The sequence below is a fragment of the Parafrankia sp. Ea1.12 genome (assembly GCF_900465275.1).
GTDB classification, from domain to species: domain Bacteria; phylum Actinomycetota; class Actinomycetes; order Frankiales; family Frankiaceae; genus Parafrankia; species Parafrankia soli.
In genome coordinates this window covers 1-22,787 of sequence record NZ_UBIZ01000298.1, presented here as the reverse complement: position 1 = coordinate 22,787, position 22,787 = coordinate 1, and the positions used below count along the sequence as shown (strand labels likewise).

The 22,787-nt window shown below is 73.3% G+C and carries 19 protein-coding genes and 1 pseudogene; 14 read left to right on the top strand and 6 right to left on the bottom strand.

Annotation, left to right across the window (positions count from 1 at the left end):
* Positions 1-114: 114 nt before the first annotated feature.
* The 4 genes from FMEAI12_RS15535 to FMEAI12_RS15520 all read left to right on the top strand — a co-directional run bounded on the left by FMEAI12_RS15535 (position 115) and on the right by FMEAI12_RS15520 (position 6,243).
* Positions 115-1,875, top strand: a complete 1,761-nt coding sequence (locus tag FMEAI12_RS15535) for a glycosyltransferase family 39 protein (protein WP_112106566.1) — start codon at positions 115-117, stop codon at positions 1,873-1,875.
* Complete coding sequence (locus FMEAI12_RS38205; protein WP_235014034.1) at positions 1,872-4,022, top strand: mannosyltransferase family protein; 2,151 nt, start codon at positions 1,872-1,874, stop codon at positions 4,020-4,022. Before FMEAI12_RS15535 ends, FMEAI12_RS38205 begins: the two co-directional genes overlap by 4 nt.
* A gap of 275 nt (positions 4,023-4,297) precedes the next feature.
* Positions 4,298-4,501 carry a DUF5703 family protein gene (locus FMEAI12_RS15525; RefSeq protein WP_018499906.1) on the top strand — a complete coding sequence of 68 codons (204 nt, stop codon included), beginning with the start codon at positions 4,298-4,300 and terminating at the stop codon, positions 4,499-4,501.
* Between the two features lie 206 nt (positions 4,502-4,707).
* A complete protein-coding gene (locus FMEAI12_RS15520; protein WP_049796003.1) occupies positions 4,708-6,243 on the top strand; it encodes an NAD(P)/FAD-dependent oxidoreductase in 1,536 nt (511 codons plus the stop codon).
* Positions 6,244-6,436: 193 nt separating this feature from the next.
* Here FMEAI12_RS15520 and FMEAI12_RS15515 read toward each other — a convergent pair whose 3' ends face one another.
* Positions 6,437-7,825 carry a M20/M25/M40 family metallo-hydrolase gene (locus FMEAI12_RS15515; RefSeq protein WP_071063586.1) on the bottom strand — a complete coding sequence of 463 codons (1,389 nt, stop codon included), beginning with the start codon at positions 7,823-7,825 and terminating at the stop codon, positions 6,437-6,439.
* 119 nt (positions 7,826-7,944) lie between these two features.
* Between FMEAI12_RS15515 and FMEAI12_RS15510 the strand changes: the two genes are divergently transcribed.
* From FMEAI12_RS15510 to FMEAI12_RS15495, 4 genes are all read left to right on the top strand, one after another.
* Positions 7,945-8,205 carry a hypothetical protein gene (locus FMEAI12_RS15510; protein ID WP_071063588.1) on the top strand — a complete coding sequence of 87 codons (261 nt, stop codon included), beginning with the start codon at positions 7,945-7,947 and terminating at the stop codon, positions 8,203-8,205.
* A gap of 232 nt (positions 8,206-8,437) precedes the next feature.
* The gene (locus FMEAI12_RS15505; RefSeq protein WP_071063590.1) at positions 8,438-8,968 is read left to right on the top strand and encodes a TM2 domain-containing protein; all 531 of its coding nucleotides are present in this window, start codon (positions 8,438-8,440) and stop codon (positions 8,966-8,968) included.
* Between the two features lie 47 nt (positions 8,969-9,015).
* On the top strand, positions 9,016-9,438 hold the full coding sequence (locus FMEAI12_RS15500; protein ID WP_112106564.1) for a DUF2752 domain-containing protein: 423 nt from the start codon (positions 9,016-9,018) through the stop codon (positions 9,436-9,438).
* A gap of 63 nt (positions 9,439-9,501) precedes the next feature.
* A complete protein-coding gene (locus FMEAI12_RS15495; protein WP_112106563.1) occupies positions 9,502-10,479 on the top strand; it encodes an LLM class flavin-dependent oxidoreductase in 978 nt (325 codons plus the stop codon).
* A 13-nt stretch (positions 10,480-10,492) separates the two neighbouring features.
* Here the strand turns inward: FMEAI12_RS15495 and FMEAI12_RS15490 are convergent, their stop codons facing one another.
* Positions 10,493-11,509, bottom strand: coding sequence for a sulfite exporter TauE/SafE family protein (locus FMEAI12_RS15490; RefSeq protein ID WP_112106562.1), 1,017 nt, complete (start codon positions 11,507-11,509; stop codon positions 10,493-10,495).
* Between the two features lie 400 nt (positions 11,510-11,909).
* Here FMEAI12_RS15490 and FMEAI12_RS15485 point away from each other — a divergent pair, with 400 nt between their 5' ends.
* On the top strand, positions 11,910-12,251 hold the full coding sequence (locus FMEAI12_RS15485) for a hypothetical protein (protein WP_368672078.1): 342 nt from the start codon (positions 11,910-11,912) through the stop codon (positions 12,249-12,251).
* A gap of 189 nt (positions 12,252-12,440) precedes the next feature.
* On the opposite strand, the gene FMEAI12_RS15480 is transcribed toward FMEAI12_RS15485, so the two are convergent.
* Both FMEAI12_RS15480 and FMEAI12_RS15475 read right to left on the bottom strand, forming a co-directional pair.
* Positions 12,441-12,926, bottom strand: coding sequence for a DUF456 domain-containing protein (locus FMEAI12_RS15480; RefSeq protein WP_112106561.1), 486 nt, complete (start codon positions 12,924-12,926; stop codon positions 12,441-12,443).
* Positions 12,927-13,026: 100 nt separating this feature from the next.
* Positions 13,027-14,682 carry an ABC-F family ATP-binding cassette domain-containing protein gene (locus tag FMEAI12_RS15475; protein WP_071063596.1) on the bottom strand — a complete coding sequence of 552 codons (1,656 nt, stop codon included), beginning with the start codon at positions 14,680-14,682 and terminating at the stop codon, positions 13,027-13,029.
* A gap of 299 nt (positions 14,683-14,981) precedes the next feature.
* Here FMEAI12_RS15475 and FMEAI12_RS15470 point away from each other — a divergent pair, with 299 nt between their 5' ends.
* From FMEAI12_RS15470 to FMEAI12_RS15455, 4 genes are all read left to right on the top strand, one after another.
* A complete protein-coding gene (locus FMEAI12_RS15470) occupies positions 14,982-17,087 on the top strand; it encodes a diguanylate cyclase (RefSeq protein WP_235014033.1) in 2,106 nt (701 codons plus the stop codon).
* 387 nt (positions 17,088-17,474) lie between these two features.
* Positions 17,475-19,223, top strand: a complete 1,749-nt coding sequence (locus FMEAI12_RS15465) for a serine/threonine-protein kinase (protein WP_112106560.1) — start codon at positions 17,475-17,477, stop codon at positions 19,221-19,223.
* Between the two features lie 104 nt (positions 19,224-19,327).
* Positions 19,328-19,822, top strand: coding sequence for a DUF309 domain-containing protein (locus FMEAI12_RS15460; RefSeq protein WP_235014032.1), 495 nt, complete (start codon positions 19,328-19,330; stop codon positions 19,820-19,822).
* Positions 19,823-20,127: 305 nt separating this feature from the next.
* Positions 20,128-20,412 carry a GlsB/YeaQ/YmgE family stress response membrane protein gene (locus tag FMEAI12_RS15455; protein WP_235014031.1) on the top strand — a complete coding sequence of 95 codons (285 nt, stop codon included), beginning with the start codon at positions 20,128-20,130 and terminating at the stop codon, positions 20,410-20,412.
* 64 nt (positions 20,413-20,476) lie between these two features.
* On the opposite strand, the gene FMEAI12_RS15450 is transcribed toward FMEAI12_RS15455, so the two are convergent.
* Positions 20,477-21,472 carry a DEDDh family exonuclease gene (locus FMEAI12_RS15450; protein WP_200835302.1) on the bottom strand — a complete coding sequence of 332 codons (996 nt, stop codon included), beginning with the start codon at positions 21,470-21,472 and terminating at the stop codon, positions 20,477-20,479.
* A gap of 438 nt (positions 21,473-21,910) precedes the next feature.
* Between FMEAI12_RS15450 and FMEAI12_RS39930 the strand changes: the two genes are divergently transcribed.
* A complete protein-coding gene (locus tag FMEAI12_RS39930) occupies positions 21,911-22,513 on the top strand; it encodes an XRE family transcriptional regulator (protein WP_368672077.1) in 603 nt (200 codons plus the stop codon).
* Here FMEAI12_RS39930 and FMEAI12_RS15440 read toward each other — a convergent pair.
* A pseudogene (locus FMEAI12_RS15440) lies at positions 22,500-22,787 on the bottom strand (serine/threonine protein kinase); the annotation flags it as partial. The gene FMEAI12_RS39930 and the pseudogene FMEAI12_RS15440 sit on opposite strands and share 14 nt — an antisense overlap.

Genomic DNA, 22,787 nt, shown 5'->3' with positions numbered 1-22,787 from the left:
CACCCGTGGACGTGTCCGCGTTCACCTGCAGCAACGGGCGCGAACACGCGCCGGGCGTCCGCACCCGCGGACCTCGCCGTCGCAGTCGTGCCCCCGGTACCGAAGGGACTGACCGTGACCGACGTCGCGGTGCGGCCGGCGGAACACACCCCCGAGCCGGTCGACAGGGTCGGAGCTCGACCCGACCGCGAGCACCGGATCTTCCGGGGCGCGCTGGTGCTGATCATCGCCGCGGCGGTGGTGGTGCGTTTCATCGCACGCCAGCCGCTGTGGCTCGACGAGGCACAGAGCGTGGCGATCGCCCGCCTGCCGCTGTCCGGTGCGGCGCCCACCATGTGGGACGGGCTCCTCCAGGACGGCTCGCCGCCCCTTTACTACATCCTGCTGCACCTGTGGATCAGCGTCTTCGGCGAGGGCACCGCGTCGGTGCGCGGGATGTCCGCCGTCATCAACCTGGGCTCCGCGGTGCCGGTGTTCTATCTCGGACGCCGGCTCGTCGGTGACCGCGGCGCGAAGGTCGCGGTGGTGCTGTACCTCACCTCGCCGTTCGCACTGTACTTCGGCACCGAGACCCGGATGTACAGCCTGATCGTGCTGCTCACGGCGCTCGGCGGGCTGGCCCTGGAGCGGGTGCTGCGGGTGCCGTCGGTGAAGAACATGGTGCTGCTGGCCGTGGCGTCGGGATGCCTGGCCCTGACCCACTACTGGTGTCTCTACCTGCTGGTGACCGTGGGTGCGTGGCTGGTCGGGCTCGTCGTCGTCCGGCCCCGGGTGGCGGCGGCGCGGACCGCCCGGCGCGGCCGCGCCGGGCGGTCCGGGGCACACTCGCGTGGCGGGCGCCGTCCGGCCGCGCCGGCGCCGGCGGACGCGTCCGAGCAGCCCACGGCCGCGCCCGAGCTGCTCGCCGACGCCGCCGGCGGCGCGCGGCGGGCCGTGCCCACCTGGCACCCCCGCGGCCCGCTCGCCGGAATGATCGGGATCATCGCCGGCGGCCTGGTGTTCGCTCCGTGGCTGCCGAACTTCCGCTCCCAGCTCGCCCACACCGGGACGCCCTGGGGCGAGCCGGCGAGCTTCGCCGCCGTCAGCCACGCGTACGGGCAGTGGGCCGGTGGGCCGACCACCCTCGGCCGGCTGTTGCTGTTCCTGATCACCGGCCTGGTCGCCGCCGGGATCGCCGGCCGTCCGCTGGGCGGGCGGTTCGTCCTGCTCGACCTGAAGGGCCTCGAGCCGGGCCGCACGCTGTTCCTCCTGGCCACCGGGACGCTGATCGTCGCCGTGGCGGCCGGCAAGCTGGTGGGCAACGCGTGGGCCGACCGGTACACCGCGACGGCGTTCGTCCCGTTCCTGCTCGTGGTGGGACTGGGCGCGACGATGCTGGCCGACCGCCGGGTGTTCCACGGCGTGGTCGCGGTCGCTGCGCTCGTCGGTGTCATCGCCGGGACGAGCGACGTCCGGCGGGAACGGTCCCAGGCCGGCGAGGCCGCGGACGTCCTCACCCGGCTGTCCAGGCCGGGCGACATCCTGCTGGTGTGCCCGGACCAGCTGGGGCCGGGCCTCGCGCGCACCGTGCCGTCCTGGCTCAAGGTGTACGTGGTGCCGACCTACGCCGCCCCGGACCGGGTCGACTGGGTCGACTACGAGGAGCGCAACGAGTCCGCCAACGGCGTGGCGATCGCCCAGCGGGCGATCGCGGAGGCCGGGACGAACACCGTGTTCATGGCCGGCTCCGGCGCCTACCGGACCTACGAGGAGCTGTGCACCCAGGTCCGGGCGACACTGCAGACGCAGCGGCCGGTGGCCGACGAGGTGATGGAGCAGGGTCTGCCGGCACGGGTCTACGAGAACTACGCCCTGCTGCGGTTCCGGGCGTCGTGACCACCCCGCGCGGCTGGCACCCGGGCGGACGTCGACCGGATCCGGGCCGGCGCGAGCCCGCTCCGGGCGAGGCGGACGCCGCTGGCCCGCCGCACCCGGAGGGGGGCCCGGCGGCGTTGCCCGCCGTGCTCCCGCCAGGGCCGGCGGTGCCCCCACCGGGGCCGGCCGGGGGCGCCGGGAGCGGTGACGGCCCCCGCATCGGCCCGGTCTACCTCGCCGGGCCGGCGTACGAGGCCTCGTCCGGCGCGGCGGAACCCACACGGCCCGCCGAGCCCACCGCGCCACCCACGCACCCCGCACCGCCCGCGTACTCCGTCCCGCCGGCGGCGCACCGGGCGGACGCGCCGACCTCCGGGAGCTCCTGGTTCGAGCCGGGACGTCCCAGCTACCCGGCGCTGCACCTGCCCACCCCGTCGACGCCGACCCCCGCCTCGCCGGAGCCGGGCCAGTCGCCGGAGCCGGCGTCCGCGGGACCGCCAATCGCGGACGAGCCAGCGGCGAGTCCGTGGACAGCGAGTCCGTGGGCGGCAGCTCCGCCGGCACCACACCCGCAGGCACTGGACCCGCAGGCACTGGACCCGCTGGGACCGGGCCCACAGGCGACGGCATGGGTACCGGACTCATGGGCCCCTGACCGGTGGACGTCTGACCGGTGGTCCCCGCGGCCGTCGGAGCCGTCCGAGCCGTCGGCTCCGATACCACCGACACCGACACCGACACCGGCACCGACACCGGCCACAGCAGCCCCGGAACCGCTCGAGACTGCTACGGGGCCGGCCCTCGATCCGGTCGGGCGGACCGGCCCGCTCCAGGAACGCCTCTACGCCCGCGGCAGCCGGCGCAGGTCCGCGCGCGGCCCGGACGGCGCCACCGACGGCCGGCCGGCGACATCCGCGGGCACGCCGACCCGAGCCCAGGCGGCCATGGCCTGGGCGCAGCGCTGGTACCTGCGGGACGTGCTCATCGCCTGGATCGCGGCGCGGGCCGTGGTGGGCGCGGCGCTGGCGCTGACCAGGTTCGTCGCGGACACCGTCGCCGGTGACAACGGGGCCACGCTGGACACCACCGACCTGCTCGGCTGGGACGCCGGCTGGTACCTCAACATCGCCGACAACGGCTACGACGCGGCCGGCGCCGAGAGCCGCCGCTTCTTCCCGCTGCTCCCCCTGCTGGTCCGGCTCTTCACCGCCCTGCCCGGCCTGGGCGGCCACGGCGGCCAGGTGCTGCTCGTCCTGGTGAACCTGATCGCTGTCGTGTTCGCCCTCGCTCTGGTCGGCATCGCGCGGGTCGAGGGGTTCGACGACGACACGGTGCGACGGGTGATCTGGATCTCCGCGCTGGCCCCCCCGGCGTTCGTCCTGGTGATGGGCTACGCGGAGGCCCTGGCGGGGCTGCTGGCCGTCACGGCGTTCCTGGGCGCGCGGACGCGGCGCTGGGAGCTGGCGGTGGTCGCCGGCCTGCTCGGCGGCCTGTGCCGGCCGCTGGGCCTGCTTCTCGCCGTCCCCGTCGCGATCGAGGCCGCGCGGGGGCTGCCGCTACCCCTGGCCCGGCGTCTCGGCGCCCCACCACCGAACCGCCTCGGTGCCCCGCAGCCGGACCGCCTCGGTCCGGCTGAGCCGGAAGACCTCGGTGCCCCGTCGGCACCGCGCGCCGCCGCACGGGAGGCGCTCGCGCGGCTGTGCGCGGTCGCCGCGCCCGTGGCCGGGGCGGGGATCTACCTGCTGTGGTCGGCGGCCATCCACGGCGACGGCCTCGCTCCGTTGACCATGCAGCGGGACGCGGCCCGCCACGGCAGCACGGCCAATCCGCTGCTGACCGTCATCGACGCGGCGAAGGGCGCCCTGCACGGCGAGCTCGGCACCGCGCTGCACGTTCCCTGGCTGCTGCTGGCGCTCGTCGCGCTGGTCGTCATGGCCCGTGCCCTGCCGGTGTCCTACTCCGTGTGGTCGGCCCTGGTGCTCGCCGCGGTGCTGACGGGCAGCAACCTCGACTCGTCGGAGCGATACCTGTACGGGGCTTTCCCGTTCCTGCTCGTCGCCGCGCTGGTGACGGCACGGCGCGAGGTGTGGATGCTGGTGATCACCGTCTCGACCGCGGCGATGACCGTGTACGCGACACTGGCGTTCACGCTGTCCTATGTTCCCTGACCGTTCCCGCGTTCGCTGACCGTTCCCGCGTTCGCTGACCGGTTCCGCCTCGTCCAAGCCGGGCCCGCGGCTGATGATGGCTTGTGCTCGATGAGCCGTTACGCCAAGGTTTTCCCACGGGACACCCGTCGTTCGTCAAGGTGGGCGCGGGTTCGCGGAACAGGTCCGCGCCCGCGCGAGCCGGCTGGCGACCGGATGACGGCCGCCGGACGAAGCCGCGCGGGGGCGGCAGGGCGGCCGGCACACCGGGCCGGCGACCAGGAGGTGCATGTGCCTTGGCCGACAGGGAGCTCGAGTACCAGCGGCTGACGATGCCGCCGGGCACCGACCGCCGGACCGCGGTCGCGATCCTCACCCTGCACGCCGAGTTCGGGGACTGGGAGCTCGAACGCTCCCGCATCTACCCCGATGGGACCCGCCGAGTGGTGCTACGCCGGCGGCGCCGTCCGGGCGGTCTGCCGGGATATCTCCCGACCTGATGCTCGCCGTTGGCTGTCCGGAAAGGCCTGCCTGACGCCGTCGGCCACCAGCCCGGCCCGGATAGACACAACACTTCAGGACGAGTGTGCCGCCGGCCGTCCGGAAGGCCGCGCGTCGTGACGTGAGTATCAACACGATCTCCCCCCGGCTTCACGGCGGAAGATGGAGAGGCGGACGGACCGTGCACCACTTCCGTCAGACACCCATCGGCACGTGGGGAGCGATTGTGACCGCTACGAGCGACGAACACCAAAAGCACCGGGTCGTGATCATCGGCTCGGGTTTCGGCGGGTTGTTCGCCGCGCAGGCCCTGCGGCGCGAGCCCGTCGAGGTGACTGTCGTCGCGAAGACCACACATCACCTGTTCCAACCGCTGCTGTACCAGGTCGCGACGGGCATCCTGTCCGAGGGGGAGATCGCCCCGACCACGCGTGAGGTACTGCGCCGCCAGGAGAACGTGAAGGTGGAACTCGGCGAGGTCGTGTCCATTGACCTCGCGACGAAGTCCGTGACGTCCAACCTGCTCGGGCGCACGGACGTACAGCACTATGACAGTCTCATCGTCGCGGCCGGCGCCGGTCAGTCCTATTTCGGCAACGACCACTTCGCCGAGCACGCACCCGGTATGAAGAGCATCGATGACGCGCTGGAGCTGCGCGGGCGCATCTTCGGCGCGTTCGAGGTGGCCGAGACGACACCCGATCCGGCCGACGCCGCGCGTTACATGACGTTCGTGGTCGTCGGCGCCGGGCCGACCGGTGTGGAGATGGCCGGGCAGATCGCCGAGTTGTCGCACCGCACGCTTCGGCAGGATTTCCGGCGCATCGACACGACGAAGGCGCGGATCATCCTCCTCGACGCCGCCCCGTCGGTGCTCGGCACGTTCGGCGAGAAGCTGGCCGCCAAGGCCACTTCCAAGCTGGAGAAGCTCGGCGTCGAGATCCAGCTCGGGGCCAGGGTCGTCAACGTCGACTCCCGCGGCATCGACGTAGAGGACTCCGACGGCACGCGCCGCCGGATCGAGTCGGTCTGCAAGATCTGGGCCGCCGGGGTCGCGGCCAGCCCGCTCGGCAAGCAGCTCGCCGAGCAGTCCGGCGCGGTCCTCGACCGGGCGGGCCGCATCCAGGTGCAGCCCGACCTGACGCTGCCCGGGCACCCCGAGGTGTTCGTCGTCGGTGACATGGCCACCCTCGACCGGCTGCCCGGTGTGGCCCAGGTCGCGATCCAGGGCGGCAAGTACGCCGCGAAGACGATCAGCACCCGGCTGCGCGGTGGCCCGCCGATGCGGAACTTCGAGTACAAGGACAAGGGCAGCATGGCCACGATCTCGCGCTTCAGCGCCGTGGCCAGCATCAAGGGCGTCCAGCTCAGCGGGTTCGTCGCCTGGCTGATGTGGCTCGCCGTGCACCTCGTCTACATCATCGGGTTCAAGCACCGGGTGACGACCCTGCTGCACTGGACGGTCAGTTTCATCGGCCGGGGCCGCTCCGAGCGGACGGTGACCACGCAGCAGATCTTCGCCCGGTCAGCACTGCAACGGCTGGGCGAGGGCTTCATGCCGACGCTGCCCGACGACTGGGCCTCCCGAGGCCCCTCGGCGGCGACCCGGCCGGCGGGGCAGCCTGGCGCCGTTCCGAAGGCCCGCAAGGCGCCGGCCGGCAACCCGGCGCCGGGCGCCGAGTCGGCCCATCTCGGTCCGGACGGCGCCGCGTCGGGCAGCGCCTCCACCGGCACCGCCTGATCCCGGGGTCCACCCCGACCGCACGGCCCGTCCGCATCCCCCGTCCGCACCGCCTGACCTCCCGGCCCGTGCGCGCGGCCCACGAACCGGCCCGGACCATCAGGTCCGGGCCGGTTCGCGCGTCAGGCCGGTTCGCCAGCCGGGCCGGTTCGCCTGGCAGGGCGGTTCGCACGCCGGCGCGGGTCAGCTCCCATCAGGAGGCGGCGAGGAAACGGTCCAGGACGCGGACCCCGAACCGCAGGGCGTCGACGGGCACCCGCTCGTCCACGCCGTGGAACATGCCGGCGAAGTCGAGGTCCGGCGGGAGCAGCAGCGGGGAGAACCCGAAGCAGCGGATGCCGAGCCGGGAGAACGACTTCGCGTCGGTACCGCCTGAGAGCATGTACGGGACGGCCCGGGCGGCCGGGTCCTCCGCGCGCAGCGCCGAGGCCATCGCGTCCACCAGTGGGCCGTCGAACCCGGTCTCCAGCGCCTGGTCGTTCACCACCCACTCACGCCGGACCTCCGGCCCGAGCAGCTCGTCGACCTGGCGCAGGAACTCCTCCTCCTGCCCGGGCAGGTAGCGCCCGTCGACGTAGGCCACGGCCTCGCCGGGGATCACGTTGACCTTGTGTCCGGCGGCGAGCTGCGTGGGGTTCGCCGTGTTGCGGATCGTCGCCCCGATCATGCGCGCGATCGGGCCGAGCTTCGCGATCGTGGTCTCCAGGTCGTCCGCGGGGAGCTCGATGCCCAGCGCCTCGCCGATCGAGTCGAGAAAGACGCGCACGGTCGGGGTCACCACGATCGGGAACTGGTGCCGACCGAGCCGGGCGACCGCCTCGCACAGCTTGGTCACCGCATTGTCCTCGCTGATCATCGACCCGTGGCCGGCCCGGCCGGCGACGGTCAGCTTCATCCAGGCGATGCCCTTCTGCGCCGTCTCGATCAGGTACAGCCGCAGGTCGTCCGAGACGGTGTAGGAGAACCCGCCGACCTCGCTGATCGCCTCGGTGCAGTCGGCGAAGTGGTCGGGATGGTTGTCCACCAGCCACCGCGCGCCGAGGGTGCCGCCGGCCTCCTCGTCCGCGACGAAGGCGACGACGAGATCACGGGGCGGACGCCGGCCCGACCGGACCATGTCGCGCACGACGGCGAGCGTCATCGCGTCCATGTCCTTCATGTCGATGGCGCCGCGCCCCCACAGGCAGCCGTCGGCCTCCTCGCCCGAGAAGGGATGCACGCGCCACTCGGACGGGTCGGCGGGCACGACGTCCAGGTGGCCGTGGATGAGCAGCGGGGAGCGGGACGGGTCGGTGCCCTCCACCCTGGTCACCACGCTCGTGCGGCCGGGCGCGGACTCGAGCAGCACCGGCTCCAGCCCGACCTCGGCCAGTCTGGTGGCCACGTACTCGGCGATGGGCCGCTCGTGGCCGTCGCCGTTCCCGCGGTTCACCGACTCGAAGCGCAGCAGGTCCCGACACAGATCCACGACCTCGGACTCGGCGGCGGACGGGGCGGCCGGCCGCCCCGTCCTCGCCGCGAGTGGGTCCCCCGTGGCCGCGGCGGCGAGGGCGTCAGTGGGATCATGGGGCGCGTTTGCCATGTCTCCAGTCTGCCCCGCGCGGCATGCGGTCGCCGGGGCGGGGACGTAGCGTCGAAGCTGCGCGTTGCCGGCCGGTTTCAGGTCCAACAACGACCGATCACCCGGTAGGAGGACCAGCCATGACGCTGTACCAGTGCCCACGCGACGACCTGGGGTGCACCGCCGTCTTCCCAACCACCGGCGACCTCGACCACCACCTCCGCGCACGGCACGGGTACGGGCGGGTGTGGCGGCTGACGTCGAGCCTGAGCCGTGTGACGGTGCTGCCCGTCGGGCCGAAGGCGGAGCGCCGGGTGCCCGGTGGGCGGGCGGACCACGGCGGCCCGCCGGCGCGGGCGGGCTCGGCCGGCCGGCGTGGAGGCGCCCGCACGAGCGGCTAGCCAGCAGCGGTGGGACGGGCGCAACGGCCAGCATCGCACCGGCGCTCGGCCGGTACCGGACAGGCGTTGGACCGGTGTCGGCGCGCCGAGCGGCACGATGCGGCGGGCGGGATGTCCGCCATCCGACGCAAGGCTGGCCGGTCCGGCGATTCCGCCGAGCTGTATCTTCCGGAAGCCACAACATCGCCCGGGCGCGCCAACCCGAGCGCCGGTATCCGGATGGAGAACGCCGATGACCACGCCAGGACAGCCGCCCAGCTACGGCGAGGGCTATCCCGGCCAGGGCCAACCCGGTCCGGACCTCTCGAAGAACGCCGGCTACGGACCACCACCCGGCGGATACCCGCCCGGCCAGCCCGACCCCGGCTACGGGCCCCCGACCGGCGGGTTCCCCTCTGGCCAGCCGGAACCCGGCTACGGCCCGCCGCCGGGATACCCGCCCCCGCCGGGCTACGCGCCCGGGTACGGGCCGCCGCCCGGGTACCCCGGCGGCTACGGGCCGGGTGGTTTCGACCAGTCCGCGCCCTTCGGCCGGCACCCGATCACCGGTGAGCCCTACTCGGACAAGCAGAAGATCGTCGCCGGCCTGCTACAGATCTTCGCCGGCTGTTTCGGCGTCGGACGCTTCTACCTCGGCAGCACGGGCATCGCGGTGGCCCAGCTCCTCACCTGCGGCGGCCTGGGCGTCTGGGCGCTGGTGGACGGCGTGATGATACTCACGGGCAACGTCCGCGACCAGTACGGCCGTCCGCTGCGGGACTGACCGCCGCGCGGGCCGGCGCCCGCCGACCGGAGGCGAGAGGGAACGGCATGGCCACGACCGGACCGTGGGCCTCCCGCGTCCGGCGGCGGCTGGTGCTGGCGGGTGCCGGCTGCTGCCTGCTCGCCGGGCTCGGCTACCTGGCCGGCACCGACCCGCACGACCCGTCGTCCGTGATGCCGCGGTGCCCGGTCCGGGCGGTCACCGGGCTGGACTGCCCGGCCTGCGGTGGGCTGCGCCTCACCTACGACCTGCTGCACGGCATGCCGGCCGCGGCCGCCCGCGACAACCTGTTCCTCCTGGTGTGCTCGCCGCTGCTGGTCGCCCTCGTCGTCCGGCAGGCCCGCGCGTTCGACCGTGGTCACCCCGCGCCGCTGCCGCGTCCGCTGGCGTACGGGCTCGCCGGCGCGGCGCTGGCCTGGACGGCGGTGCGCAACCTGCCCGGATGGCCGCTCAGCCCGACCTCGGTCTGAGCCCGGATCCCCGGTGTGGGGCTCCGGTGGTGAGTCGCGCCACGTTCTGCCAGGTTGTTACCCATGGTCTCCGGTGACCCGACCGCCCCGGCAGCATCGACGTCGACAGTCCCGGCCCCAACGGCCCCGGCCCGGGGGCTGCCCGAGGCCTGGCTGTTCCTCCCCCAGCTGCGGATGGACTTCCCCCGGCTGCTGGACCGGGTGCGGGCGGCGGAGGCGGCCGGGTTCGACGGCGTCGCGTTCATGGATCACCTGGCCCCGCCGGGGCTGCCCGCCGGCGACAGCTTCGACGCGATGACGACCGCGACGGCCGCGCTGGCGGCCACCAGCCGGCTGCGCGTCGGCCATCTGGTGCTGTGCGCGTCGTTCCGCCATCCGGCGGTGCTCGCGAAGGAGGCCGTCAGCCTGGACCATCTCTCCGGCGGACGCTTCGAGCTGGGCCTGGGCTGGGGTTCCACGCCGGCCGAGCTCGAGCGGTTCGGCCTGCCGGTCGAGGACAACCCGACCCGCGCCGCCCGCCTCGCCGAGTACCTGGAGGTGCTCGGCGCCCTGTTCGGCGGCGAGGAGGTGACGCACGAGGGCCGCTTCTTCACCCTGCGCGGGGCGTTGCAGCACCCGGTGCCGGTCAACGGACGGATCCCGCTGCTGCTGGGCGGTGCCGGCCGGAAGCTGACAATGCCCATGGTCGCCCGGCACGCCGACTGGTGGAACTGCCCGACCTACGGGCTGCGCGACCTCGCCGAGCTGCGTCCCCTCGCCGGCGGCGCGCGGCTGTCGACCCAGCACCCGGTCGGTTTCGCGGCGAGCGGCGCGGAGCTGGACGACGTCACGGCGGTGGCCCGGAAGCGTTTCGGGAACTGGGGCGGGCTGGTAGTCGGAACCCCGGACACGCTCGCCGAGCACTTCGGTGAGCTGGCGGCCCTTGGCGTCGAGCGTTTCTACCTGCAGTTCACCGACTTCGCGACGCCCGAGACGATCGAGGCGTTCGCCCGCGACGTCCTGCCCGCCGTGCGCCAGGTCGCGACGACCGCCCGCGGCTGACCGGCGTCGCCCGTCAGGGCTGACCCCGGGACAGAGCCGGATACGGGCCGTCGGCCCCGCCCGCGAGCCCGGTCGGGACGGGCTCATCTGCGCCGGGCGCCTCACCCGCCGCGACGCCGGGCACGGCGCCTGCCGCGATGCCCACCTCGATGTCTGCCGCGACGTCGGGCACCGCTGCGCGGCGGCGCACGGCCCACCCCGCGACGCCGACCGCCACCAGCGCCAGGACGGCGCCCAGCGCCTCCGTGGGCAGCCCAACCAGCTTGAGGCCACTGAGGGACACCACCACGACGACCGCCGGGCGGATGACCCGGCTGGTGGACGTCCCCGCCGAGACCCGGGCGCCGAGGTAGACCCCGGGCAGGGAGCCCAGGAGCAGTGAGCCGGTCAGCCCGAGCTGGAAGTCACCGAAGATCAGGTGCCCGAGCGACGCCGCGGCCACCAGCGGGACCGCCTGGGCGAGATCGGTGCCGACGAGCTGGGAGCCCCGGATGGACGGGTACAGCCAGAGCAGCAGCACGATGATCAGCGAGCCCGAGCCGACCGAGGTCATGCCGACGACCAGGCCGCCGACCACGCCGATGGCCAGGGTCGGCAGCGGCCGGACGATGATCGCGGCGGCATCCGCGCTGCCGGGCCCCCGGCGGCGGTCGATCTCCGCCTTCGCCAGCATCGCCAGCGCGGCGACGATCAGGATGGCCCCCATCGTGACCTTGATCCTGTCCTGCACAGCGGCCCCGTCGCCCAGCGCGCGCAGCACCAGCACACCGCAGAACCCGGCGGGCACCGAGCCGAGCACGAGCCATCCGACCAGCCCGCGGTGGACGGTGCCCCGGCGCAGGTGCACCGTCGCGCCCACGGGCTTCATCACCGCCGAGGCGACGAGATCGCTCGAGACTGCGGCCAGCGGCTGCACGCCGAACAGCAGCACCAGGATCGGCGTCATCAGCGCGCCGCCGCCCATGCCGGTCAGCCCCACCACGAACCCCACGAGCAACCCGGCCAGCGTCACCAGCGGATCAACGTCCATCAGACCACCTTCCCGACAGGCACGATAGGCATCGTCGGCTTGGTGGGTCGAGTGACTCCGGCCCCGACCCGGGCGGCCACAGCCCGGTAACTGTCGCGCGGGGCGAGATCGGCCCCCCGGCGGCGGGCACCGGTGGTGATCGATAGCGCGGCGCCAGAGCCGCACCCGACCCGACACCCGGCTGCCCGACAACGCCCGCCGGAATGCCGACCACCGCCACGAAAACCCATTCGCGGCAACACGGCGACCGATTCCACCGCCACCGACACGACCCGGAATCAGCCGTGGTCAAATCTCCATAATTTCATGGCACCTAGATTCTTTGTTTAGGAGGATCGCCGGGTGGCGAGACCCTTTTTTGGGTGCGGGGCAGCCGCACGCCGATACCGGCGATGGGGGAATGATGGGAAAGTCCGCGCCACGTAGGATCCTCGCGTTGGTCGCCACCGGCGCCGCCGCCGTGACCCTGGGCCTCGGCCCGGGTGCCGGCGCCGCGCAGGCCTTCACCGACTGGGACGACAAGGGATGCCACCACGAGCAGCGCTGGGACGGCAAGGACTGGAGGAAGAAGGACTGCCGGAAGCACGACAAGTGGGAGAAGGACGGGTGGGATAAGGACGACAAGTGGGAGAAGGACAGGTGGGATAAGGACGAGTGGCGAAAGGACGACAAGTGGGAGAAAGACGGGTGGGATAAGGACCACCGGAAGAAGGATGACTGGGACTGGGACTGGGACTGGTGATCAGACGAACCGCCGACTGAACCACTTATCCGGTCGCTTCACACGACCATCGGATGACAGCGCCGGGGAATAGAATGAATCGCGACACGCCACTTTCCGCCATCGCGAACCACAGTTCCCCGGCGCGCCTCCCTTTTCTCCGGCGCCGGGCTTCCCCACGCCGCGCACCCGGCCCGGATGACTACGGGTTCAGCTGACGAGCTCGCCGACGCCCCAGGTCGCGGCCATCGCGACGGCCGCACCGAGCTCGACGAGCAGCCCGACACCGAAGGCGACGACAGCGGCCCAGGTCGAGGCGGTGGCTCGCCGGGCGTCGCGCAGGCGGGTGAGCTCCGCGAGGTAGATGCCCGCGAGCCCGCCGACGAGCAGGCCGAGAACCGGCACCACGAAGAAGCCGATGACGGCGCAGACCGCGCCGATGAGCATCGTCGAGAACGGCGCGCCGGCGGCCGACGCGGCCCGGCCCGGCAGCACGTACTTGGCCAGTGCGCCGGCGACGAACAGTGCGCTCATGACCGCGAGCACCGCCCAGCGGCCCGCGCCGCCGCCGTCCGCGATCGTCCACCACACGCCGGCGCCCCAGACGAGGAGCAGGCCGGGCATCACCGGCACGACCACACCGACGACACCGACCGCCATCACCAGCGCCACGGCGAGCAGCTCGACACCGCTCATGGCGACGACCTCCCGGTACCCGACATCCTTATGCCCGGCGGCACGATGCCCGGCTTGTGCGGCTGGCGTGCTCCGCCCGAAAATACCCGCCCCGCCGGTGTCACGCGGGGGCCTCGGTGACCTGCCCGGCATCCACGCTCAGGCGCCGGGTCACCCGCACGGCCTCCAGCAGCCGCCGATCGTGGGTGACCAGCAGCAGCGTCCCCTCGAACCCCTCGACGGCCTGCTCAAGCTGCTCGATCGCGGGCAGGTCGAGGTGGTTCGTCGGTTCGTCGAGGACCAGGCAGTTCACTCCGGCGCCCTGCAGGAGCGCGAGCGCCGCCCTGGTCCGCTCGCCGGGCGACAGGGACGACGCGGGCCTGGTCATCTGGTCCGGGCCCAGCCCGAACTTCGCGAACAGCGTCCGGACGTCGGCCGGGGAGGAACCGGTCGCCGCCTCGGCGACGTCGGCCGCCGTCGACTCGCCGCGGAAGTGGGTGCGCGCCTGGTCGACCTCGCCGAGGAGCACGCCGGAACCGAGCGAGTGCCGGCCGGCGGTCAGCGGCTGGCGGCCGAGCAGCGCGGCCAGCAGCGTGCTCTTCCCGCCGCCGTTGCGGCCGGTGATCACGATCCGGTCCGCCCAGGCGACCGTGAGGTCGACCGGGCCGAGCTGGAAGCCGGGCCGCTCGACGACGGCGCCGTCCAGCGTGGCCACCACATCGCCCGACCGGGGGGCGGCGGCGATCGACATGCGCAGCTGCCATTCCTTGCGCGGCTCGGCCACCGCCTCGTCGCCGCGCTCCATCCGGTCGAGCTGGGTCTGCAGCGTGCGGACCCGTCCGGCGCTCTTGGTGGCGGCCTCGATCCGCGCGCCGCGCGCCGAGCGGTCTGAGTCCGGCGAGCGCCGCTTCGCCCGGACGGCCCCCCGCACCGACTGCTCACGCTGGCGCTGGACCTGCTCCACCAGCCCGGCCCGCCGGTCGGCGTACCGCTCGAAGCGCTCCCGGGCCTGGCGCCGGGCCAGGCCCCGCGCCTCCAGGTAGGCGTCCCAGCCGCCGGCGTAACGGGTGACGCCGTGCTGATGCTGGTCGATCTCTGCGACGGCGTCGATGGACCGGTCGAGGAACTCCCGGTCGTGGCTGACCACCACCAGCGCGCCCGACATCTGCTCGACGTACCGCTCGAGCCGCTCCAGACCGTCGAAGTCCAGGTCGTTCGTCGGCTCGTCGAGCAGGGTGATGTCGAAGCGGGACAGCAGGATGCTCGCGAGCGAGCCGCGCGCGGCCTGGCCGCCGGACAGCGTCGCCGTCGGGCGGTCCAGTGCCGCGGCGGGCAGCCCGAGATCGGCGATGACCTGCTCGGCGCGGACGTCCAGGTCGGCGGCGCCGATCGCCAGCCACCGCTCCAGCGCCAGGCTGTATCCGTCGTCCGCGCCGGCGACGCCGACCGTCAGGTCCTCGGTCGCGGCGTCCAGCGCCTGCTGGGCCGCCGCGACGCCGGTGCGCCGGGCGAGGTACTCGCGCAGCGTCTCGTCGTGGCGCCGGTCGGGCTCCTGGGGCAGCAGCCCGACCAGGGCGGTGGGCGGCGAGAGCTCGACCCGTCCACCGTCGAGCCGTACCAGGCCGGCCAGGGCCCGCAGCAGCGTCGACTTGCCGACGCCGTTCGGCCCGACCACACCGAGGCGATCACCGGGGGCGACGGTCAGGGACACCCCTTCGAGGACGACGGTGCCGCCCCGCAGCACGGTCAGATCGGTGGCGACGAGAGTGGCGGACATGTGTCCAGTGTCCCTGGCCGGGAATGTGTCCCGCGCGGCCGTTCACCGCCCACACCGTCGCGACCAGGAGCTGCCGACCTATCGGCAACTGGTGACATCCACTGGACTCCGCGACAAATCACTTACCTAAAGTAGTTGAACATGCCCTTTAGGCTAGCTGGACATACCATGGCCCCGCAATGGGTCGGACCGGCGCCGGATCACCCCCGGTCGGGCTGGACGCCGGTTCAGCGCGATCGGAGGTTCGCCCACCCCCGGGTTCCTCCGGATCCCCGCGCGAGCGTTCGGACGGTTCAGCTATGGACGGCGCACCTCAGGGTGAGACTCCCACCCGTTCGGAACGCACGACTCCCACCCGTTCGGAGGGCCGGACTCGGGCCCGTTCAGAGGGCGAGGCCCGGATCCGTTCGGGCTGGGCGTACAGCGCCGGGCAGGGGGGCGACCAGGCGTTCCGAAGCGCCACGATCACCGCCTTTGTGATCATCGCCGCGACCGTGTTCGCGATGTCGATCCTGCACGGACGCCCCGAGCTCCTGCTCGTCCGTGTCGTCGAAACCGGCTGCCTGATGGTCGGCGGGGCCGCCTGCGTGTGGGCCGGGATGCGCGAGCGCGGCGCCGAGCGGGCCTGGAGGCTGCTGGTCGGCGCGATGGTGCTGTCCCTCGGCGTGGCCTCCGGCGCGATCGGCCGGGACATCGTGTTCAACCACAGCGGGCCGATCCCCAGGCTGACGCCCGCGACCATGCTGTACCTGATCCCGGCGGGTGCCGGCTTCGCGGGCCTGCTGTGCATGCCGTCCGAGCCCTACGACCTGGCCCTGCACGGACGGTGCGACGGCCGGGACCGACGATGGCTGCTGATCACCATGCTCGACAGCCTGATCGTCGTCGGAGCGGTGGCGCTGCTGCTCTGGATACTGGTCCTGCAGAGCGTCGTGCTCGCGCCGGCGGCTTCGCCCAGCCTGCCCTATCTGGTAGTCAGTCCGCTCGTCGCCGGGCTGCTCAGCGTCATCGTCGTGCTGACGGCCGCGTTCCGCCGGCCGCGATCACCGCACAGCCTGGCCATGCTCGGCATCGGAATCATGGTGTTCTCGTTCTCGTCGTCGGCGTACGCCTACGCGGAGGCCCGCGGGCGGACCGACGTCCCGCGCATCATCGACCTCGGTTTCGCCGTCGCCGCGCTGATCATCATGCTGGCCGCGCTGCTCCGGCCGGCCGCCGCCCGAGCGGGCGCCGAGGATGGGAACCGGCCTTCCCTCGGGGCGCGTGCCGACGGCGACGGAGCTCGGGGTCGCGGCGGCCGGCTCCCGGTCGGCCGGGAGCCGGCCGACCGGGCCCGTGACGCCGAGCCGGTGGCCGAGTTCTGGAGCCGGCCGCGCCGCCGCTGGTGGCACGCGGTCCTGCCCTATCTCCCGCTGATCGTGGCCGGGACGGGGACCCTTCTCCAGTCCGACAGGGGCGACCTTGGTCAGCGAGAGGAGATCTGGGTGCTGCTGGCGCTGCTCGTCCTCGCTCTCGTCCGACAGATGATCACGATGGTGGACAACGTCCGACTGCTGGCACGCGTCGAGGAGAAACAGCGGCAACTGCATCACCAGGCCTTCCATGACCCGCTGACCGGGCTGGCGAACCGCGCGCTGTTCGCCGACCGGCTCACGCGCGCCCTGGCCGCCCGGGAATGCCGTCCTCGCAGGCTGGCCGTCCTGTTCTGCGACCTGGACGACTTCAAGGACGTCAACGACGGTCTCGGCCACGCGGCCGGCGACGAACTACTCAAGATCACGGCGGCGCGGCTCAGCGCGCAGGTCCGGGCCGCGGACACGGTCGCCCGCTTCGGCGGTGACGAGTTCGCGATCCTGCTCGAGTCGGACGGGGAAGACCCCGAGGCGGTCGGCCGGCGGCTGGCCGAAGCCGTGCGGGCCCCCGTCCGCCTGGCCCGGACGACCTACACGATCGCCGTGAGCGTGGGCCTGGTCGCCGTCGGTACGGACACCGGCCCGACCTCGGCCGAGGCCCTGCTTCATTGCGCCGACCTGGCGATGTACCGGGCGAAGAACGCGAGAAAGAAGGATCTCACGGTCCACGGGCCGGAGGTTTACGGGCCGCAGGATTTCGGACCGGAACAGCCCGACGCCGCGGCCGCCCGACCGGTGTCGCGCGCGGCGCTGACCGCGATCCGGTGCGACGGCCCCGACCGGCCGGAGTCGGCCCGGCCGTCCGCGCCCGGTCGGCTGGGCGCACCGCCTCACGTGTCCCCCCTCGGCAGGTCGCCTCCGCCCGGTGTCCGGGGGCCGGAGGAGCCGCCGCCAGACCCGTCCAACCGGGACACGGTCGTCGGCGGCCCGACCCTGCCAGGTGACCTGGACCACATGTCGAACCACGACCCACGCGCGGTGTCGGGCATTTAGGACAGCCGCCGCACCGCGGGTGCCGCCACTGCCCGAACACACGCAGAATAGGCTGATCAGGCCTAGTATCGCCCGATCCCGGCCACTGCGACGGCCACTGCCCCGCCGCGCGCCCGCGCGCACGCCGGGGGCAGGCGGCGCCAGCCGAGCGGCGCGCGGGCCCGTTATTCCTCGGGGGAGGTCCACACCGGTGACCAGAAGGCGGGCAGCGGCCTGGAACGGCCCGTGCGGGGACAGCACGCCGGACCGGGCCGCGCGGAAAGAGACGACGCAGAAAGGGACCGCGCGGAACCAGTTCGCACGGGTCACGCGGAACGGGACGGCACGGGACCGGGCGACGCGAAGCGGGGCCACGCGGAACACGGCGGCGCCGAGCGGGGCGGCGAGATGATCGTCGACCGGGACGTCGTCGCGGCGGCCCTGCCCGGCTATGCTCTCGCGGCGGAGCTCGGCCGCGGCTCCTCCGGCGTCGTGCTGGCCGCCCAGGACGACGCACACCGCCGCGTCGCGGTGAAGGTCATGCCGCTCGCTGTCGACGAGGACGCCACCTTCGGCGTGACCGGCGTCCTGCGGCCCGCCTCAGCCGTCGCACTCGACGCCGAGTCCGAGGCGCTCCTTCTGGCCGGCCTGGACCATCCGCACCTCGTCCGCGTGTACCGCTACATTGCCCACGCGGACCTGGCCCTGATCGTCATGGAACTCCTCGACGGGGGCAGCCTGCGGGTGCGGGCGACCACCGGCCTCTCGCTGGAGGCCGCCTGCGCCATGGCGCTCGTCACCGCGGCGGCCCTGGAGCACGTGCACGCCCGGGACATCCTCCATCGCGACATCAAGCCCGAGAACATCCTTTTCACCGCGCTGGGAGTGCCGAAGCTGACGGACTTCGGCATCGCCCACACGCTGCGGGTGACACCGAGGGCACCGGGTCCCGGTGCCCTGTGGGGTGTGGGTGCTCTGGGCGGTACAGGTGCTCCGGGTGGTACGGGGGGGCTGGGCAGCGTCGGCGGGCTGGGCGGTGTCAATGGTCCGGGCGGTCCGCCGGGCTCGGCGATCGGCACCCCGCGCTACATGGCTCCCGAACAGTTCACGCTGAGCTCACTGAGCCCCGCGACCGACGTCTACGGGCTCGGGGTCGTCCTGTACGAGCTACTGGCCCGCCGACCGCTCTTCCTCGTCCGGCCCGCGACCAGCGACGCGTGGGCCCGCCACCACCTCACCGTCACGCCACGCCCGCTGGCCGGGATCCCCGAGCCCGTCGCCCGGGTCGTCGAGCAGGCACTCGCCAAGGATCCGGACCGCCGGCCGCAGACCGCCCGCTCGTTCGCGCTCAGCCTGGCCGGGGCGATGGCCCGCGCCCGCGGCCCCGGCTGGCTCACCCGGGCCGGCATCCCGACGTTCCTCGACGACGAGGTCCAAGCGGCGGCCACCGGCCCGAGCACGCCGTCCCGGACCTCCGGGACGAACCGGCGCCCCGACCCAACCGGCGACGATCACGGCCTCGAGGTCATCCTGGACAGCCCGTCACCGACGGTGGCCGGTGACGGGCCCGGTGATCACGCCGACGACCAGCGGACCCTGGACCAGCCCACGACGGCCGAGCCCACAGCCGATCAGCCCACAGCGGTCCAGCCCACGACGGTCCAGCCTCGGGCGGGCCATCTCACGGCGGGAGCGCCGGCGGCGAACACAAACCGCGCCGGCGGCACCGCGGCGGATCCGGAGGCCAGTAAGGACAGCGGTACCGACCCGGCAGCGGCCGGTCCCCCGATGGCCGGCACGGTCGCCGGCGAGGCGTCCACCGACGTCCTCACCAAAGATCAGGACACCACTGCCGCCGCCGCCGCCGACCTCAGTCCCGTCACCAGCCCAGTCAGCACCGCCGGCCCCGCCGGCCCCACAGACCCGGTCAGCACTCCCGGCCCAGGCAGTACCGGCGGTGCCGTCGACACCGCCGGCGCGGTCCGCACCACAGGCGACGCCGGTGACGGCACCGGCGGCGACGTCCGCGCCGACAGTGCCAGCGGATCGGATCCGCGCTGGCGAGCCGGTCTTCCGCCGGCCCGGGTCTGGGCCCTCGCCGTGCTGGCGCTGGTACTGGCGGTGCTGATCGCCGTCCTGATCGCGATGCCGGGATGACAGCCGGCCCGCCCCCCGGCGCGGCGCGGCGCCTCCGGCCGACGGCGCGGCCCCGCGACGCGCTCGGCCGGCCTCTCCCCCACGGAGCCGCCGGGGTCCCACCGTTGCCGGACGACCTCCCCGCGTCACCGCGCGCGGCGCTGAGAGCCGCACAGGACCTGCTGGACGCCGGTCTGTACTTCCAGGCACACGAGGTCCTCGAACAAGCGTGGAAGGCCGCTCCGGCGGCCGAGCGAGGCCTGTGGCGAGGCCTGACACAGGTCGTGGTCGGGCTGGTCCACGCGGCCCGCGGCAACACCCGCGGGGCGACGGCCCTGCTGCGACGCGGGCTGACCGAGCTGGTTCCCCACCTGTGCGAACCCACCGCGGACGGGGGCCTGGCCGGTGACGGCCCATGCCCCGGCCACGCGCGACGGGAAGCCCTGGACTCCCCCACCGGTGACCGGCAGCCCACGCCGGACGGCTGGCGGGCCTACGGCGTGAACCTGCCGGGTGTCGTGCGGTGGGCCGAGGACCTGCTCCGCCGGCTCGAGAAGCCGGGAGCGCAGGCCGGCGGAGTTCCACCGCCCCCGCGCCTCGTCACCCAGGGACACGACTGAATCCCCGCCGAGCGTCTGGCGGACGCCCGGCCCGGCGGACGACGTCCGCCGGCGGACGCAGCCGGCGTCCCGCCAGGCTTTCCCACCCCGGCAGGGCGGCCATGTCGGGCGAGGATCACATTCGCGCGTTAGCGCGTGTTTGTCGCCCAGGGCGCCGGGTACCAGACTTTTGACGGCGCAGGGCGAAAAAGCACCTCCGGTCGGCAAATCACCCGGACGCACTTCTCGACGGATGCACTTCACGCCAGAAATGTGCGCGACGGCACCCCGGTAACGGGTTTCACCTCACAACGAAGGCGGTCAACGTGCTCTGGTTCATCATCAGCATGATCGTTCTCGGTCTCATCGCGGGCGCCGTGGCGAGGCTGGTCGTCCCCGGGCGCGACCCGATGGGAATCCCGGGAACCGTTCTGCTCGGCATTGTCGGGTCTTTCATCGGTGGTCTCCTCGGCTACGTGCTGTTCGGGCATGACCTGAGCGAGGGTGCGCTGCAGCCGTCCGGGATCATCGGTTCGATCATCGGCGCCATCGTCGCCCTGCTGGTCTGGCGTGCGGTGCACAGCCGGGGCCACACCTCCGTTCGGCACTGACCTTCACCGCCGACCGAGCAGCCCCGCGGTGACGGCCGGGCGAGTCCACGGACTCGCCCGGCCGTCACGCGTCCGGGGTCGGGCGCCGCGGCCGGCGGTCACGACGAACGGGTGGGGCAGCCGGGACGAGAATTCCTGGGCGAACGGCCGCGAGCAATTCCAGAAAATCTTCCTCTCCTCGTACGGGTGTGTTCAACAACGCGGCGGTGCGGGCCTTCCGTGTCACGCTGCGAGCGTCATTGGTCACCAGAAGACTTGTGCGCCGACTCACGGTTTCCGTCACATGCAGGCCTGCAGCGACCGCCCGGCCGACGAGCTCGCCGCGTTCCGTCCGCGTGGGGCCGCTGAAAGCGACGCGCATTCCCTGGACCAGCGCCGCACCGGGATCGAGCCGCCCGGGGTTTCGATAACGGCACGGCGGCGTGCGGCCCGCGGCGGCGAAGCGCGGCGGACGCACCGTGACGCCGTCGCGGTCGACGCCGCAGCGCGTGAGCGGCAGCTCCAGGTACTGGTCGGCGGCACGTTGCAGGATCCGGGGCAACAAGGCCGCCAGCACCTCGGCGTCGTCCTGCGCGTCATGGGCCCGCCGCTGGACGACGCCCCAGTAGGCGGCGAGCGAGGCCAGGCGCAGGCTCGGCAGCTCCAGGCCGAGCCGACTGGCCAACGTCAGCGTGCACAGCCGCCACTCGACCGGGAGCGTCGTCCCGATCCGCATGGCCTCGCCGGCGAGCATCCGCCAGTCGAAGGCCGCGTTGTGCGCGACGAGCACCCGCCCGGCGAGCAGGCCGGCGACCTCGTCGGCGACGGCGGCGAACGTCGGGCTCCCGGCCAGGCGCTGCCTGGTCAGACCGTGAATATGGACGGGGCCGGGATCACATCCGGGATCCAGGAGGGTTGACCAGCGGTGTTCGACGGTGCCGTCGGCGGCGGTCAGGACGACCGCTATCGACAGCACCCTGTCCCTCGTCGGAGACAGACCCGTGGTCTCGACGTCCACCACCGCGTACGGCCGACGAAAACGTGCGGCGAAGCCGGGCGGGGCAAGAACCTCAGCGCTCACAGCCGCAGATGATGGCGCAGACCCCCGACGGTCCGGCGCCGCGCTGCCCGGAGCAGTGCGGGGACGGAGCGAACCTGGTGCGGGTGGAGGGCAACGCGAGGGAAACAACGAATCCGGCCGTGATCGCGGATGGTATTGTGTGTCCGTTGTTTTAAGTCGCTCGTCGACGGCCACCGGGGCGATTCCTGTCTGGGCCCGGCCGGTGCCGTCGACCGCGGCCCGCCGCGCACCTGTCGTTTGTCGGGGACGACCAGGTGCGGCAGTTCAGCGGCGGCAGCGCACCGCGTAGCGCGATGGGAGGGCGGGGGCACAGAAGAAAAGGTGAGACGATTGTTCGTCATACCGACCGAACATCCCCTTTCCCTCACGGAATCGACGGCCCAGCCCAGTCACCCCCTGCGGCGGCTTCGCGCCCTACACGGCTGGTCCTACGAAGCTGTGGCACGCATCGTCGCCGTCCGTGCCCGCGAGCTCGGCGTCGCGAGCATGGCCGCTCAGCGGCAGAAGATCTGGCGCTGGGAGAATCGAGGCGTAACCCCCGACCGGATCTCACAGCTCGCGCTCGCACGCGAACTGGGCGTGCCCGACGACGAGATTACAGCTCATCCGTGGCCGGAGTGGCTTCCCGAGCTCGGGGCACCCAGCTGCGCCCAGCAGATCGCGACCCTGCGCGGAATCCTCGAGCGGGTGCGGGACGTGCTGCGCGCGGGCGACAGCGCGACGGCATCGGCCCTGGTCGAGCAGGGTCTCACCGTCCCCGTGGACGAGATGGTGCTCGGCACGGTCCAGATGCGCGGCGCCGCGGTGCGCACCGCCATGGTCCGCGGCGCGCGGCGGAGCGGGCCGACGCATCCCGCCGACCAGCGGCCGGCGCCCGCGAACGCCGGCCGGCCCGAGCCGGCGGAGCGACGCCCGGCCAGCTGGGCCTCGCCGGGCTCCTGGAACCCGGGTGAGCGATACCCGGCGCGGCGGCCGGCGAGCCGGGGCCCGGTGACCAGCGCCCGTCCGCCGGGCGAGGGCATCGGGATCAACGAATGTTGACCATCGCGATACCGACCAGCACCAGCGCCGCCAGGACGGCGAGGACGACGATCCAGCGCGGGTCGCAGACCCAGGCCGCGGCCCGTCGGATCGACGCCCTCCGTTCCCGCTCCCGCTCCCGCCGACGGCGTTCCCGGCGGGAGACGGCCGGCACGCCGGCCGAGGACGGCGGATGGACGGGCCCATGCGCCGCCGGCGGGTCGGGCGCCTGGTACTGACGCGACCGCGTCACAGCAGTCGCGGGGTGCGCCGGAACCCGCCGCGGGGTCTCCCC